At 58.0% G+C, this 15,351-nt stretch carries 11 protein-coding genes; 7 read left to right on the top strand and 4 right to left on the bottom strand.

The annotated features are described in order from the left end of the window. Positions 1–67 precede the first annotated feature (67 nt). The 5 genes from purL (at position 68) to glnB (ending at position 8,423) form a co-directional block, all read left to right on the top strand. Positions 68–3,952: a phosphoribosylformylglycinamidine synthase gene (gene purL / locus SCU88_RS18965; protein ID WP_175342079.1), complete on the top strand. Its 3,885-nt coding sequence runs from the start codon at positions 68–70 to the stop codon at positions 3,950–3,952. Positions 3,953–4,503: 551 nt separating this feature from the next. Further along, a complete protein-coding gene (locus tag SCU88_RS18960) occupies positions 4,504–5,937 on the top strand; it encodes an ATP-binding protein (protein WP_175342106.1) in 1,434 nt (477 codons plus the stop codon). Continuing rightward, entirely contained in the window at positions 5,934–6,656 is a 723-nt protein-coding gene (gene qseG, locus SCU88_RS18955; protein WP_175342080.1) for a two-component system QseEF-associated lipoprotein QseG, read from the top strand. Before SCU88_RS18960 ends, qseG begins: the two co-directional genes overlap by 4 nt. Beyond that, positions 6,653–7,990: a two-component system response regulator GlrR gene (glrR, locus tag SCU88_RS18950; protein WP_175342081.1), complete on the top strand. Its 1,338-nt coding sequence runs from the start codon at positions 6,653–6,655 to the stop codon at positions 7,988–7,990. The genes qseG and glrR overlap by 4 nt, the downstream gene beginning before the upstream one ends. Positions 7,991–8,084: 94 nt before the next feature. Next, entirely contained in the window at positions 8,085–8,423 is a 339-nt protein-coding gene (glnB, locus tag SCU88_RS18945) for a nitrogen regulatory protein P-II (RefSeq protein WP_138098924.1), read from the top strand. A 51-nt stretch (positions 8,424–8,474) separates the two neighbouring features. Here the strand turns inward: glnB and hmpA are convergent, their stop codons facing one another. Further along, positions 8,475–9,665 (bottom strand): NO-inducible flavohemoprotein, encoded by a 1,191-nt coding sequence (gene hmpA, locus SCU88_RS18940; RefSeq protein ID WP_175342082.1) that lies wholly within the window; start codon positions 9,663–9,665, stop codon positions 8,475–8,477. Between the two features lie 296 nt (positions 9,666–9,961). Between hmpA and glyA the strand changes: the two genes are divergently transcribed. Beyond that, positions 9,962–11,215: a serine hydroxymethyltransferase gene (gene glyA, locus SCU88_RS18935; RefSeq protein WP_138098922.1), complete on the top strand. Its 1,254-nt coding sequence runs from the start codon at positions 9,962–9,964 to the stop codon at positions 11,213–11,215. Positions 11,216–11,322: 107 nt separating this feature from the next. On the opposite strand, the gene SCU88_RS18930 is transcribed toward glyA, so the two are convergent. After that, complete coding sequence (locus SCU88_RS18930) at positions 11,323–11,790, bottom strand: DUF805 domain-containing protein (protein ID WP_175342083.1); 468 nt, start codon at positions 11,788–11,790, stop codon at positions 11,323–11,325. Between the two features lie 198 nt (positions 11,791–11,988). Here SCU88_RS18930 and SCU88_RS18925 point away from each other — a divergent pair, with 198 nt between their 5' ends. Beyond that, positions 11,989–12,291 (top strand): hypothetical protein, encoded by a 303-nt coding sequence (locus SCU88_RS18925; protein ID WP_175342084.1) that lies wholly within the window; start codon positions 11,989–11,991, stop codon positions 12,289–12,291. 62 nt (positions 12,292–12,353) lie between these two features. Here SCU88_RS18925 and SCU88_RS18920 read toward each other — a convergent pair whose 3' ends face one another. Both SCU88_RS18920 and SCU88_RS18915 read right to left on the bottom strand, forming a co-directional pair. Further along, positions 12,354–13,853 carry a TrkH family potassium uptake protein gene (locus SCU88_RS18920; protein WP_175342085.1) on the bottom strand — a complete coding sequence of 500 codons (1,500 nt, stop codon included), beginning with the start codon at positions 13,851–13,853 and terminating at the stop codon, positions 12,354–12,356. Between the two features lie 83 nt (positions 13,854–13,936). Then, positions 13,937–15,346, bottom strand: a complete 1,410-nt coding sequence (locus tag SCU88_RS18915) for an MFS transporter (RefSeq protein WP_138098917.1) — start codon at positions 15,344–15,346, stop codon at positions 13,937–13,939. Between the last annotated feature and the right edge of the window lie 5 nt (positions 15,347–15,351).

The raw sequence follows: 15,351 nt of genomic DNA, 5'->3' as shown, positions 1-15,351 counted from the left end.
AATGACGCCCGTTTTCCCCTGGTGCCATCGATGGCGCCATACAGTCGCTTCGAAGACGAGAGATCTTATGATGGAAATTCTGCGTGGTTCGCCCGCCCTGTCAGCCTTCCGAATCAATAAATTGCTGGATCGTTTTAACGCGGCCCGGCTGCCGGTAACCGGCGTCTATGCCGAATATATGCACTTTGCTGACCTGGCGGCCCCCCTTGACGATGAGGCGCGCGCGCGGCTTGTGCGCCTGCTGGAATATGGCCCGACCCTGGCAAGCCATGCGCCTGGCGGTACGCTGCTGCTGGTGACGCCCCGTCCCGGTACGCTCTCCCCCTGGTCCTCTAAAGCCACCGACATTGCCCGCAACTGCGGTCTGAGCCAGGTGAAGCGCCTGGAGCGCGGCGTGGCCTGGTATCTGGAAGGGGAGTTGAGCCCCGCTCAGCGCGATGCGGCGGCGGCCCTGGTTCACGACAGAATGATGGAAAGCGTGTTTACCGCGCCTGAGCAGGCCGAATGCCTGTTCGCCCATCACAATCCGCGTCCGGTTCAGAGCGTCGATCTGCTCGGTCGCGGGCGCGAAGCGCTGATCGAAGCCAACGTTCGTCTGGGGCTGGCGCTGGCGGAAGACGAAATTGACTATCTGCAGCAGGCGTTTACCTCTCTGGGTCGCAATCCTAACGATATCGAACTCTATATGTTCGCTCAGGCGAACTCGGAACACTGTCGCCACAAGATCTTTAACGCCGACTGGATTATCGACGGGGAAACTCAGCCGAAGTCGCTGTTTAAGATGATTAAGAACACCTTCGAGCAGACGCCGGAGTACGTGCTCTCCGCCTATAAAGATAATGCCGCAGTGATGGAAGGCTCTGAGGTTGGGCGTTTCTACCCGCAGGACGCCGATGGTCGCTACCAGTATCATCAGGAGCCGACCCATATTCTGATGAAGGTCGAGACCCACAACCACCCGACCGCAATCTCCCCGTGGCCGGGCGCGGCCACCGGCTCCGGCGGTGAAATTCGCGATGAAGGTGCCACCGGGCGCGGCGCAAAACCCAAGGCGGGGATGGTCGGTTTCTCGGTTTCTAACCTGCGTATTCCCGGCTTCGAGCAGCCCTGGGAAGAGGATTTTGGCAAGCCGCAGCGCATCGTTTCGGCGCTGGACATCATGCTGGATGGCCCGCTCGGCGGCGCTGCCTTTAACAACGAATTTGGCCGCCCGGCCCTGAACGGTTACTTCCGTACCTACGAGGAGCGGGTGAGCAGCCACAACGGCGCCGAAGTGCGTGGTTATCATAAGCCCATTATGCTGGCGGGCGGTATCGGTAATATCCGCGCCGATCACGTCCAGAAAGGGGAGATCCCCCCGGGAGCGAAACTGATCGTGCTGGGCGGTCCGGCCATGAATATCGGTCTGGGCGGCGGTGCCGCTTCGTCAATGGATTCCGGTCAGTCCGACGCCGATCTCGACTTTGCCTCGGTACAGCGAGATAACCCGGAAATGGAGCGTCGCTGTCAGGAGGTGATCGACCGCTGCTGGCAGTTGGGGGATAACAACCCGATCCTGTTTATCCACGATGTGGGGGCGGGTGGACTTTCCAACGCCATGCCGGAACTGGTGAGCGACGGCGGGCGCGGCGGCCGTTTTGAGCTGCGGGATATCCTGAGCGACGAGCCGGGTATGAGCCCGCTGGAAGTCTGGTGCAACGAATCTCAGGAGCGCTATGTGCTGGCGGTGGCGCCGGAACGACTGGCGGATTTCGATGCCCTGTGCCGTCGCGAACGCGCGCCCTATGCAGTGATTGGCGAGGCGACAGAGGAAGAGCATCTGACCCTGAATGATAGCCACTTCGACAATCAGCCCATTGATATGCCGCTGGATGTTCTGCTTGGTAAAACCCCGAAAATGACCCGCGACGTGGCCAGCCAGCAGGCTCAGGGCCAGGCGCTGGATCGCACCGGTATCGATCTCATTGATGCGGTGAAAAGGGTATTGCATCTGCCTGCGGTGGCTGAAAAGACCTTTCTGATCACCATTGGCGACCGTACCGTCACCGGTATGGTGGCCCGGGATCAGATGGTCGGCCCCTGGCAGATCCCGGTGGCTGACTGCGCGGTGACCACCGCCAGCCTGGACAGCTATCACGGCGAAGCCATGTCCATGGGCGAGCGCGCGCCGGTTGCGCTGCTGGATTTTGCCGCCTCCGCCCGTCTGGCGGTGGGCGAGGCGCTGACCAATATCGCCGCGGCGCAGATTGGCTCCCTCACGCGGGTGAAGCTTTCCGCTAACTGGATGGCCGCGGCGGGCCACCCCGGTGAAGATGCCGGTCTGTACCAGGCGGTGAAAGCGGTGGGCGAAGAACTGTGTCCGGCGCTGGGGCTGACCATTCCGGTGGGTAAGGATTCAATGTCGATGAAAACCCGCTGGCAGGAAGGCAGTGAAGCGCGTGAAGTGACGTCGCCGCTGTCGCTGGTGATTAGCGCCTTTGCCCGGGTAGAGGACGCCCGTCGTACCGCCACACCGCAGCTCAGCACCGAAGAGAATGCCCTGCTGCTGATCGATCTGGGTCAGGGCCGTAATGCCCTGGGCGCCACCGCGCTGGCCCAGGTTTATCGCCAGTTGGGCGACAGCACCGCTGACGTTCGCTGTCCTGAGCAGCTAAAAGGCTTCTTCGACGCTATCCAGGCGCTGCTGGCCCGCGGTTCGCTGCTGGCTTACCACGATCGCGGCGACGGCGGCCTGCTGGTCACTCTGGCGGAGATGGCCTTCGCCGGTCATTGCGGTCTGGATGTGGATATTGCCGCCCTGGGCGACGATCGCCTGGCGGCGCTGTTTAACGAAGAGCTGGGCGCTGTGATCCAGGTTGCGGCCGATGAGCGCGAAAGCGTGGAAGCGCTGCTGGCGTCCCACGGTCTGGCAGCATGCACCCATTATTTGGGCCAGGCGAGCGTCGGAGATGACTTTATCGTTCGTGCCGGGAGCGAAACGGTGTATCGCGAGAGCCGCAATCAGTTACGTCAGTGGTGGGCAGAAACCACCTGGCAGATGCAGCGCCTGCGCGACAACCCGGCCTGCGCCGATGAAGAGCACGCGGCGAAGGGCGATAATAGCGATCCGGGGCTGAACGTCGCCCTGAGCTTCGATATGGATGAGGATATCGCGGCACCCTTTATCGCCACCGGTGCGCGCCCGAAAGTGGCGGTGCTGCGCGAACAGGGGGTCAACTCTCATGTCGAGATGGCGGCGGCATTCCATCGCGCCGGTTTTGACGCCGTGGACGTGCATATGAGCGATCTGATTGCCGGACGTCACGATCTGGGCGATTTCCATACCCTGGTCGCCTGCGGCGGCTTCTCTTACGGCGACGTACTGGGAGCCGGCGAAGGCTGGGCGAAATCGATTCTGTTCAACGAGCCGGTTCGCGAAGCGTTCCGCGGCTTCTTCCTGCGCCCGGATACCCTGGCTCTGGGGGTCTGTAACGGCTGCCAGATGCTCTCTAACCTGCGGGAGCTGATTCCGGGTAGCGACCTGTGGCCGCGCTTTGTGCGTAACCAGTCCGAGCGCTTTGAGGCGCGGTTCAGTCTGGTTGAGGTGGCGGAAAGCTCCTCGCTGCTGATGGAAGGCATGGCCGGTTCCCGTATGCCGATCGCCGTTTCCCACGGCGAAGGTCGGGTGGAGCCGCGCGTCGGCGCGCCGCTGAGCGAACTGGAAAGCCGGGGACTGGTGGCGCTGCGCTATGTCGATAACTTCGGCAAGGTGACCGAGCGCTATCCGGCTAACCCGAACGGTTCAGCGAATGGCATTACGGCGGTAACCAGTGAAGACGGGCGCGTTACTATTATGATGCCGCACCCCGAGCGCGTATTCCGGAGCGTGGCGAACTCCTGGCATCCGGCACAGTGGGGCGAGGACAGCCCCTGGATGCGTCTGTTCCGTAACGCCCGTCGTCAGTTGGGTTAATGCTGCTGCCTCCCGTTACTCAGGAAAATCGTAACGGGAGGTAATGATAGTGTCGGGAAAGCGCGACAGCATGGGGCATCTGATGTCGCCAAAAGGTGACATTTAACTTGTTGATTTTTTGTTTCTGAGCTTAAACGGGTTATGAGTGTCTCCATAAGGAGACAGTTCTGAGGAGCACTTCTCTGGTCAGTTTAAGAATGTTTTATAATAAACACATTTAAAATCATGAGTTTATTTGTTTTCTTTTATTTTTGGCATAAAACGTGCATTATATGAATCAGTGGCTCATTCACCTTCTTATGTTAGCCCCGCCAGTCGGACGTGCTACATAAACCTACGAATGACGCACAAAAAGGTGCCTGCCGTCCACCATCTGATAATAGTGAGTTCGCTCCTTTATCAGGCATCGGGCGAAACGTTGAGTAAGGCACCGCCTGATTCCAGTAAAGCGGCAGAGTCAATTTGGCTCTGCCGTTTTCACATCTGGCGCTTTCCTCCTGCGTCGCGCTCCGTTAGCATCATGGCATTATGGATAACCTGAGAGCATGCCGTTGAAACGCTGGTCCGTCTTCCCCCGTTCCCTGCGTCAGGTGGTTATGATGGCGTTTTTGCTGGTGCTGGTGCCGCTACTGGTGCTGGCCTGGCAGGCATGGCAGAGCCTGAATGCTCTGAGCGATCAGGCGGCCTGGACCAACAGAACGGCGCTGACCGACGCCCGCCGCAGCGAAGCCATGACCAGCGCCGCGCTGGAGATGGAGCGTAGCTATCGTCAGTACTGCGTGCTGGATAACCCCACCCTGGCGAACGTTTACCAGAGCCAGCGCCAGCGCTATGGCCAGATGTTGGCGGCCCACGCCAGCGTGCTGCCTGATGAGCGCATCTGGCGCACGCTAAGTCACGCCCTTGAAGGGCTGAGCGCCCTGAAGTGCCGCAATAGCGGCCCGGATGAGGCGGCGTCGGCGCAGCTCGAAACCTTTGCCCATGCCAATACCGAGCTGGTACAGGCGACCCGCTCGGTGGTTTCTGCCCGCGGCATACAGCTACAGCGGGAGATTGCCGAACGCGGTCGCTACTTTGGCCGTCAGGCGCTGGCCCTGTTTCTGGTCAGCCTGGCGCTGGTGATGCTGTTTACCCGAATGATTATTGGCCCTGTTAAGGGGCTGGAACGCATGATTAACCAACTGGGAGAAGGGCAGAGGCTGGATGAGATGCCGCTGTTCAAAGGGCCGCGGGAACTGCGCTCGGTAGGGCAGCGCATTATCTGGCTGAGCGAGCGCCTGAGCTGGCTCGAATCCCAGCGCCATCAGTTTTTGCGGCATATTTCCCACGAACTTAAGACCCCGCTTGCCAGCCTGCGCGAAGGTACGGCGCTGCTGGCTGACCGGGTGGCAGGGCCGCTGACGCCGGAGCAGGAAGAGGTAGTGGCGATTCTCGACAGCAGCAGTCACAATCTGCAACGGCTGATAGAACAACTGCTGGACTATAATCGCAAGCTGACCGACGGCGCCAGCACGCTGCAGCCAGTGGCGCTGGCGCCGCTGGTGGAGCGGATTATTGCCGCGCATGCGCTGCCGGCACGGGCTAAACTGATGCAAACCCGGGTCACCCTGGCCCCGGAAGACTGCCTGGCAGACCCCAGTCTGCTGACTAGCGCGCTGGATAATCTCTACTCCAATGCGGTGCACTATGGCACTGAATCCGGTACCATTTATCTGCGTAGCTACCGGGCGGGTGATCATCTGACCATCGAGGTCGCCAACGATGGCCCATCGATTCCGGAAAGTGAACGGGCCATGATTTTCGAACCCTTTTATCAGGGCAGCCAACAGCGCAAGGGCGCGGTAAAGGGCAGCGGTCTTGGACTGAGCATTGCGCAGGATGCGATCCGGCGTATGCAGGGCACCCTGCGCCTGGTGGATGATAACGACGCGGATGTCTGTTTCCGCATCGAACTGCCGGTCTGTACCGGAAATGAGACGATATGACGAATGGGTTGACTGGCGTTGCGCGGTGGCGCAGCGCCTGTACGGGACTGCTACTGGCGGCGAGCCTGACGCTGCTGGCAGGCTGCACGACCGTTAAGGAACAGGGCGCGCACCATGCAGGGGCGCGTCCGGCTGAACCGGAACGCCAGGTGGCGGATTATCTGGCGACGCCCTGTCCCACACTGTGGCGACTCAAAGGCGCCGTGGCGGAAAATAATCCGCTGTACTGGCTGCGGGGCATTGACTGCGCTGAACGGCTGGCGCCTGCCGATGCCCGCTCGCTGGCTCATCGCTTTGATGAAGAGACCTGGCAGGCGGCGTTTCGCCAGGGGATCCTGCTGGCGAAGGCGAAGATTACTCCCCAGGAGCGGCGGCACAATCTGAATAAGCTGGATAACATGAGTTATGCGGTGCCACGTCAGGTGCACACGCTGTATCAGATGCTGCGCGATAACCAGGCCCAGGAGCTGTCGCTCTCCGACGCCCGCTGGCGCTATAGCACGCTTCAGGAGCAGAGCGATAGCGAGCTGGATGAGCTGCGTCAGCAGCAGAAACATCTGCACGGCCAGTTGGAGCAGACCCGGCGTAAGCTACAAAACCTGACTGATATTGAGCGTCAGCTTTCCAGCCGCAAAGGGGCGAGCAGCTACCTGCCCGATGGTGATGCACCAGCCCCCCAGGCGCCGCAAAGCGATGACGCGCAGGAGGCCAAACCATGACACAGCACAGCGGCGCGCGACTGCTATTGGTGGATGACGATCCAGGGTTGCTGAAGCTATTGGGTATGCGTCTTACCAGCCAGGGCTACCAGGTCACCACCGCGGAAAGCGGCCAGCAGGGCCTGAAACTGCTGGCCAAAGAGCGGCCGGATCTGGTGATTAGCGATCTGCGGATGGACGAGATGGACGGCATGCAGCTGTTTGCTGAAATCCAGAAAACGCAGCCGGGGCTGCCGGTGATCATCCTGACCGCCCACGGCTCGATTCCCGATGCGGTGGCTGCCACCCGTCAGGGAGTATTCAGCTTTCTGACCAAACCGGTGGACCGGGACGCGCTCTACAGGGCGATAGACGAAGCGCTGGCCCAGAGCGCCGGGACGGGAGACAACCTGTGGCGTGAAACTATTGTCACCCGCAGTCCGGTAATGCTGCGTCTGCTGGAACAGGCGCGTATGGTGGCCCAGTCGGACGTCAGCGTACTGATTAACGGCCAGAGCGGCACCGGTAAAGAGGTGCTGGCCCGCGCCATTCATCAGGCCAGCCCCCGTGCAGGCAAGGCATTTATTGCTATTAACTGTGGCGCGCTACCGGAACAGCTGCTGGAGTCTGAACTTTTTGGTCATGCGCGCGGCGCTTTTACTGGTGCGGTCAGCAGCCGTGAAGGACTGTTCCAGGCTGCCGAGGGCGGGACGCTGTTTCTCGATGAGATTGGCGATATGCCGGTACCGCTTCAGGTGAAGCTGCTGCGGGTGTTGCAGGAGCGCAAGATACGGCCGCTGGGCAGTAATCGCGATGTCGATATTAACGTGCGTATTCTTTCCGCCACCCACCGGGATCTGCCGAAAGCGATGCAGCGCGGCGAGTTCCGCGAGGATCTGTTCTATCGCCTGAACGTCGTCAGCCTGAAGATTCCGGCGCTGCACGAGCGGGCTGAGGATATTCCGCTGCTGGCGAATCATCTGCTGCGTCAGGCGGCGGAGCGGCATAAGCCCTTTGTGCGCAGTTTTTCCACCGACGCGATGAAACGCCTGATGGCCGCCAGTTGGCCGGGCAATGTTCGCCAACTGGTGAACGTGATTGAGCAGTGCGTGGCGCTGAGCCCGGCGCCGGTCATTAGCGAGGCGTTGATCCAGCAGGCGCTGGAGGGTGAAAACACCGTGCTTCCCACCTTTGTAGAAGCGCGCAGCCAGTTTGAACTGAACTATCTGCGTAAGCTGCTGCAGATCGCCAAAGGCAATGTCACCCATGCAGCAAGAATGGCGGGCCGCAACCGTACTGAATTCTACAAACTGCTGGCGCGTCATGAACTGGACGCCAGTGACTTTAAAGAATAGGCTGTGTTCCCTGATGCCCGACAGTTTATAACCAACGAGGCGCCGACACAGAGGCGAGCGCTGCGTGTAACGCAAGTTGATTTAAGGATGCACCATGAAAAAGATTGATGCGATTATTAAACCCTTCAAACTGGACGATGTGCGTGAAGCGCTGGCCGAAGTAGGGATTACCGGAATGACGGTCACCGAGGTGAAAGGCTTCGGCCGCCAGAAGGGGCACACCGAGCTTTATCGCGGCGCCGAGTATATGGTCGACTTTCTGCCGAAGGTGAAGATCGAAATTGTGGTGGCGGACGATATTGTTGATACCTGTGTCGATACCATTATTCGTACCGCCCAGACCGGCAAGATCGGTGACGGTAAGATTTTTGTCTTTGATGTGGCGCGCGTGGTGCGGATTCGTACCGGCGAAGAGGATGACGCGGCGCTGTAATCGTCACGCTCTGTTAAACAAACGGCCCGCTTTTGCGGGCCGTTTCGTTTTTTACAGCACCTTATGCGGGCCGAAGCATTCGTAGTGGATGCGTGATTTATCCACGCCCAGTTTCACCAGCTGTTCGGCGGCGAACTGCATAAAGCCGACCGGCCCGCACAGATAGAACTGGGTGGCTGAATCGCTGAACTGACCGGCTTCGTCCGCCAGCGTCATCAGCCCTTCGCTATCGAAACGCTGCTGCGCGCGGTCGTCGGCGTCCGGCTGGCTGTACCAGACGTGGCTGTGGAATGCCGGTAGCTGATTGCCCAACTGGGCTACCTCATCAGCGAAGGCATGCACGCTGCCGTTTTCGGCGGCGTGGAACCAGTTCACCTGGCCGCGATGACCGGTAGCGGCCAGAGTGTTAAGCATCGCCAGCATCGGAGTCTGACCGACGCCGCCGGAAATCAGGGTAACCGGTGTTTCAGGCGTAACATCCATAAAGAAGTCGCCCGCCGGCGCCACCAGGTTGACCACATCGCCTTCTTTCGCATGCTGATGCAGCCAACTGGACACCTGGCCTTCGCCTTCGCGCTTCACCGCAATACGGTAGCTCTTGCCGTTGGGATTGCGGGTCAGGGAGTACTGGCGAATCTCCTGATGAGCAAAGCCTTCTGGCTTCAGCCAGACGGCGGTGTACTGGCCAGGGCGGTAGTCGGCCACCGGCTTGCCGTCCACAGGCTCCAGTTCAAAACTGGTGATAAGCGTGCTCTGGGGCTTTTTCGCCGCGATGCGGAAAGGACGGGTGCCTTCCCAGCCACCCGTTTTGGCTTTGGTTTCGTCGTAGATTTGCCCTTCGCGGTCGATAAACACCTGGGCCAGCACGCCGTAGGCTTTACCCCAGGCATCCAGCACTTCGTCGCCCGGGCTGAACATCTCGTCCAGCGTCGCCAGCAGATGGTGACCGACGATCTGATACTGATCGGGGCGGATCTGGAAGCTGGTGTGCTTCTGGGCGATTTTCTCAACGGCCGGCAGAATCGCTGCCAGGTTTTCAATATTGGTGGCATAGGCGCAGATGGCGTTAAACAGCGCTTCACGCTGGTCGCCGTTGCGCTGGTTGCTCATATTGAAAATATCTTTCAGTTCCGGGTTGTGGCGGAACATACGGTCATAAAAGTGGGCGGTGAGTTTGGGGCCGGTGTCGGCAAGCAGGGGGATGGTGGATTTCACGACGGCGATGGTCTGGGCGTCTAACATTGCGCACTCCTTATTCTCAGATTTCTTAAAGTGGTATATGTGATGCATTTTATGGAAATGTCATAACCATGTAAAGGAGGATGTTATGTAAGTGAATAAAATACAACTGGACGATGAGTATCTTTCCTGTCATGCGTGTAAACCTGGAAATCCATAACGCCTTGTTTGGCGGGTAGCCAATCGTTTGCGCACAATCCTTTGTCAAGACCTGTTATCAGACTTTTAATCGGTTATACTGGGGGCCGTTGCCCGCCGTGGGCGAGTCCTTTTATCGTTAGCTGAGTCAGGAGATGCGGATGTTAAAGCGTGAAATGAACATTGCCGATTATGATGCCGAACTGTGGCAGGCTATGGAGCAGGAGAAAGTACGTCAGGAAGAGCATATCGAACTGATCGCCTCCGAAAACTACACCAGTCCGCGTGTGATGCAGGCGCAGGGCTCTCAGCTAACCAACAAATATGCCGAAGGTTATCCCGGCAAGCGCTACTACGGCGGCTGTGAGTATGTCGATATCGTTGAACAGCTTGCCATCGATCGCGCCAAAGAGCTGTTCGGCGCCGACTACGCTAACGTCCAGCCCCACTCCGGCTCTCAGGCTAACTTCGCTGTTTACACCACGCTGCTGCAGCCGGGCGATACCGTGCTGGGCATGAATCTGGCCCATGGCGGCCACCTGACTCACGGCTCGCCGGTTAACTTTTCCGGTAAGCTGTACAACATCGTGCCTTACGGTATCGATGAAAGCGGCCATATCGACTACGCGGATCTGGAAAAACAGGCAAAAGAGCATAAACCGAAGATGATTATCGGCGGCTTCTCTGCATATTCTGGCGTGGTGGACTGGGCGAAGATGCGTGAAATCGCCGACAGCATCGGCGCATATCTGTTTGTTGATATGGCGCACGTTGCCGGGCTTATCGCCGCCGGCGTCTACCCGAACCCGGTTCCGCATGCTCACGTGGTGACTACCACTACCCATAAAACTCTGGCCGGTCCGCGCGGCGGACTGATTCTGGCCAAAGGCGGCAGTGAAGAGCTGTACAAGAAGCTGAACTCTGCGGTTTTTCCCGGAGCTCAGGGCGGTCCGCTGATGCACGTGATTGCCGGTAAGGCCGTGGCGCTGAAAGAAGCCATGGAGCCGGAATTCAAAACCTATCAGCAGCAGGTGGCGAAGAACGCTAAAGCCATGGTGAAGGTGTTCCTGGATCGCGGTTATAACGTGGTTTCCGGCGGTACTGATAACCACCTGTTCCTGCTGGATCTGGTAGCGAAAGATCTGACCGGTAAAGAGGCGGATGCCGCGCTGGGCCGCGCCAACATTACCGTGAATAAGAACAGTGTACCGAACGACCCGAAGAGCCCGTTTGTGACTTCTGGCGTGCGTATTGGTACTCCGGCGGTTACCCGTCGCGGCTTTAAAGAAGCGGAAGTTCAGGAGCTGGCGGGCTGGATGTGCGACGTGCTGGACAATATCCAGGACGAAGCGACCATCGAGCGCGTGAAGCAGAAGGTGCTGGATATCTGCGCCCGCTTCCCGGTTTACGCGTAAGCGCCTCTTATCTTTAAGTAATGCCAGTCAGTTAAGAAACTGACTGGCTTGTTTATCTGGAGTCTATTTCGGACATACTTCCGGAAAGTAAAAAAATATTTAGTGGATTATTTTAGTGTTCTGTATGTCCCCTGGGGGGCTTTCCCGGGTACTTTAGTTAAATTAAAATTATCTGGTCGATATTTATTGTTTTCTGATTTTGTCTTCGCCAGCATGAGCCCCAGAAAGAAAATAGCATTAACAGCATTTCCGCCGCCTTCTCCTACAGCCTCAACAATCAAAACAATAATAAACAGGATCAGCAATATCCATCCACTCTGGCCGGTATCATGTAGTCGCCTGACGGAGAAAGCTAATCCGGCAAGCCAGGAATAAAGGCTAATGCTAATAACGATAAAGAGTCCGACACCAGAATAACCCTGAAAAATAACCTTCAGATAAAATGAAGCCAGAGTTACCAGGATAATAACAATCCACTGAAAGAGCACAAAAAATAAATAACTCTTGCGATCGGCAACGCCTTTGTAAGAAAAAGCCTTCCTGTAACCTTCAACTCCATTTTTGATAAAAAACATCGCTTTCCCCTGCTCTTATCAATGAACGCCAATTGCGTTCATATCCATAACATAAAGATGGTCATCCTGCCGAAATTTATCATGATCCCAATTGTTTGAATAGATTCAAACAATTGGGGGAGTAAAGTCGCCCGTATCCGTTTTTCATTTTTTCAGGGTTGCGGTATTTTGGGGGAATTATCCAAAAAAGGAGTGGGTATGGCCAGGTATCGGGTGGGGAACCGATTTCTTTCGCAGGAAGAATATGATGCAGAGCAGGACGGGAAGTGGATGCCGGGTCTTTTTCTTGTTGGGGCGCTTGGTTCCGGATTCCTGCTCCATACCTATGTGGTTAACCCTGCATGGCATGCTGCCATATGCTTTATTGTGACGGTGTTTCCCGCCGTGGTGATCGGTTGTCTGCTTGCCCGATTTCGAAGGATTATCATAATGCTGATAGATCTGGGGATTGCCCTGTTGGTGATTGCTGTTGTGATTGGGATTCTGGTGAAAATAGTATAGTGCCCCGGGGAGTGGCGCCGTAGCATTCTGGCATTTCTGTTCCCGGACGAGTAAGTCAACGATCAGCTACGCCAGAAGGTGCGCGACAGTAAAATCAGCACCGGATAAATTTCCAGGCGGCCCAGCAACATGGCGGCGCACATCAGGTATTTGGCCGGATCGTTCAGGGTGCCGAATCCTGCCGCGGTTTCGCCGAAGCCCAGCCCCATATTGTTGATACAGGCGGCGACGGTGGCGAAGGCGGTCAGCAGATCGTAGCCCAGCAGATTCAGCAGAATGATAAACAGGCAGGTACAGAGGGCGTAAAGAAAGAAGAAGCTCCAGACGCTGCGCAGCACCCGGTCGCTGACCGGGTGGCCGCCGATGCGCACGCTGATCAGCGCCCGGGGATGCGCCAACTGGTGGATCTCCTGGCGGCTCTGTTTAAACAGCACCAGGAAGCGCAGCGCTTTAATACCGCCGCAGGTAGAGCCGACGCAGCCGCCAAAGAAGCTGCTTAATAGCAGTAAGACAATGATATGTACCGGCCAGTCGGCATAATCACCGGTGGCCAGCCCGTTATCGGTAATCATCGAACTGGTCAGGAAGAAGGCATGGACAAAGGATTCCGGCAGGCCGTACATCCCGGCGCGCCAGACCTCCAGCGTGACGATAATCACCACCACTGCCACGACCAGCAGGAAGAAACGCAGCTCGGCGTTGTGTAAAAAAGGCTTCAGGCTGCGGCGGCTGAGCACCACAAACCAGAGCGCGAAGTTAATGGCCGACAGCAGCGAAAAAAGACCCGCGACGCCCTCCACGGCCAGGCTATCGGCATGGCCCAGGCTTTCATTCCAGGTGGAAAAACCGCCCAGCGATACGGTCGAGATACCGTGGCACAGCGCATCGAAACCGGGCATTCCGGCGAACCAGAAGGCAAGAGAACAGGCGGCGCCCAGCAGCAGATAGGTCAGCCACAGTTGCTTTGCGGTATCCGCCAGCCGCGGCGTCAGGCGCTCTTCCTTAAAGGGGCCCGGCATCTCTGATTGATACAGCTTCATCCCACCAATGCCCAGCAGCGGCAGAACCGCCACCGCCAGTACGATAACCCCCAGACCGCCCACATAGTTAAGCTGCGCCCGGTAGTAGAGCATCGAGCGCGGTAGTCCCGAAACTTCGCTCAGTACCGATGCGCCGGTCGTGGTAATGCCGGATATCCCCTCAAACAACGCATCCACCGGCCGCAACTGTAGCTCATCGCTCAACCACAGCGGCATGGCGCTAATCAGCGAAAACAGCAGCCAGAACAGCACGATAATCAGAAAGCCGTCGCGGGTTTTAAGCTGCACGCTGCTGGTGCGCGTGATGGCCCAGCTTCCGGCCCCAAGCGTGGCGAAAATGGCAAAGGTGAGCAGAAAAGCAAACAGGCTGCGCTCTTTGTTGATAAGAGCGACAAACGCTGGCGGCAGCATGGTCAGGCTGTAGAGAAAGACCAGAAAGCCGCACAGATGGATGACTACCCGGGTGCGGGAGGGCGATGATGAAACGGATTCGGCGCTGGCGTACAAACCTGTTGTCCTCATGACTCCCCCGTTCGGAGGAGGTCGTTCACGTAAACGCGGCTAAAGATATCACAAGCGGTACGCCATATCCTGAAAACACGTCGTCAGATGGCTTCCAGATTCAGGCCCCGGGTCTTCGGCCCGAACAGTCCCACCGACAGCATCACCATCATCATGCTGACCACGATAAAGATAATCACCCCGCTGGTGCCGCTGTATTGCAGAATCAGACCGATCAAAATGCTGGTGAATGCGGTAGATAACCGACTGAAAGAGTAGCAGAAGCCAACGCCTCTGGCCCGAATATGGGTCGGAAAGACCTCGGCCTGATAGGCATGATAGCTAATGGTCAGCCAGGCGTTGGACCAGGTGATCATAAAGCCGCACAGGATCAGCAGCAGAGGCTGGTTCTGGAGTGCGAACAGGGTGCCGAACACCACCGTGGTCAGGGAAGAGAAGACTATCTGCCACTTGTTTTCCATGCGGTGAGCATAGCGGCTGCAGATCAGGCAGCCCACCGGATAGGCCAGGGTGATAAAGAAAGCATAGAGCAGGCTGTGGGTAATGCTGGCCCCCTGGCCGGAAAGCAGAGCCGGTAACCAGTTGCCGAAGCCGAAGAAGCCGATGGCCTGGAAGAAGTTCATCACACACAGCATTAGGGTGCGGCTGCGATATTCCGGCGACCACAATTCCCGGAAGCTGCCGCGACCGGTGGTATTGGACGACATGTCACCGGCATTGAAGCGGGCGGCGGGCTGAAGGCCGCAGCGCCGTTCCATATCGCACATGACCCGGTGCGCCTCATCACTGCGACCGTGACGCGCCAGCCAGCGTGCCGATTCCGGCAGATTTTTACGCACCAGCCAGATAACCAGCGAACAGACGGCGCCGATGATCACCACCAGTCGCCAGCCGCTGACGCCAAAGTAGTTATGGGGCACCAGCCACCAGGAGAGCAGAGCTACCGTGGGCACCGACAGAAACTGGATAAAGAACGCGAAGGAGAAGGCTTTGTTGCGCAGCGACGCTGGCACCCACTCGGTCAGATAGGTATCGATGGTGACCAGCTCAATCCCCAGGCCAATGCCGACCATAAAGCGGCACAGAATCACCCCTTCCGCCGTGGTCTGGCAGGCCATCAGCAGGGAAAACAGGCCATACCAGGCCAGGGCGAACATAAAGGTCAGGCGGCGGCCGAAACGGTCGGCCTGGGGAGCCAGCAGGCTGGCGCCGATGAACAACCCCAGAAAGGTTACCGAGGCGAATGCGGCCTGATCGGCCACGCCAAACAGGCCGTCGCTGCCGGTATGAAAGATGCCATCGGCCACCAGACCGGTGCTGATCCAGGCGGTCTGGAACAGGTCGTAGAGTTCGAAGAAGCCGCCCAGCGACAGCAGCACGATAAAGCTCCACAGGCCGCGGGAGGAGGGCAGAGCGTTGATTCGCCCGGCGATATCGCGCCCGGGAGCGGCATCGGGCTCTGGCGCATCTAAGGGTAAAGTGCGGGATTGCATGTTAC

Origin of the sequence: Jejuibacter sp. L23 (genome assembly GCF_050815825.1) — a bacterium.
GTDB classification, from domain to species: Bacteria; Pseudomonadota; Gammaproteobacteria; order Enterobacterales; family Enterobacteriaceae; genus Jejubacter; species Jejubacter calystegiae.
The sequence above is the reverse complement of the archived record's forward strand: the minus strand, read 5'-3'. Positions and strand labels throughout refer to the sequence as shown.

What these genes read in the sequence shown, in the direction of transcription:
- glrR (WP_175342081.1), top strand. Translation starts at nt 6,653, where the DNA reads ATGACACAGCACAGCGGCGCGCGACTGCTATTGGTGGATGACGATCCA.
- SCU88_RS18915 (WP_138098917.1), bottom strand. Translation starts at nt 15,346, where the DNA reads ATGCAATCCCGCACTTTACCCTTAGATGCGCCAGAGCCCGATGCCGCT.
- qseG (WP_175342080.1), top strand. Translation starts at nt 5,934, where the DNA reads ATGACGAATGGGTTGACTGGCGTTGCGCGGTGGCGCAGCGCCTGTACG.
- glyA (WP_138098922.1), top strand. Translation starts at nt 9,962, where the DNA reads ATGTTAAAGCGTGAAATGAACATTGCCGATTATGATGCCGAACTGTGG.
- SCU88_RS18925 (WP_175342084.1), top strand. Translation starts at nt 11,989, where the DNA reads ATGGCCAGGTATCGGGTGGGGAACCGATTTCTTTCGCAGGAAGAATAT.
- purL (WP_175342079.1), top strand. Translation starts at nt 68, where the DNA reads ATGATGGAAATTCTGCGTGGTTCGCCCGCCCTGTCAGCCTTCCGAATC.
- hmpA (WP_175342082.1), bottom strand. Translation starts at nt 9,665, where the DNA reads ATGTTAGACGCCCAGACCATCGCCGTCGTGAAATCCACCATCCCCCTG.
- glnB (WP_138098924.1), top strand. Translation starts at nt 8,085, where the DNA reads ATGAAAAAGATTGATGCGATTATTAAACCCTTCAAACTGGACGATGTG.
- SCU88_RS18930 (WP_175342083.1), bottom strand. Translation starts at nt 11,790, where the DNA reads ATGTTTTTTATCAAAAATGGAGTTGAAGGTTACAGGAAGGCTTTTTCT.
- SCU88_RS18920 (WP_175342085.1), bottom strand. Translation starts at nt 13,853, where the DNA reads ATGAGGACAACAGGTTTGTACGCCAGCGCCGAATCCGTTTCATCATCG.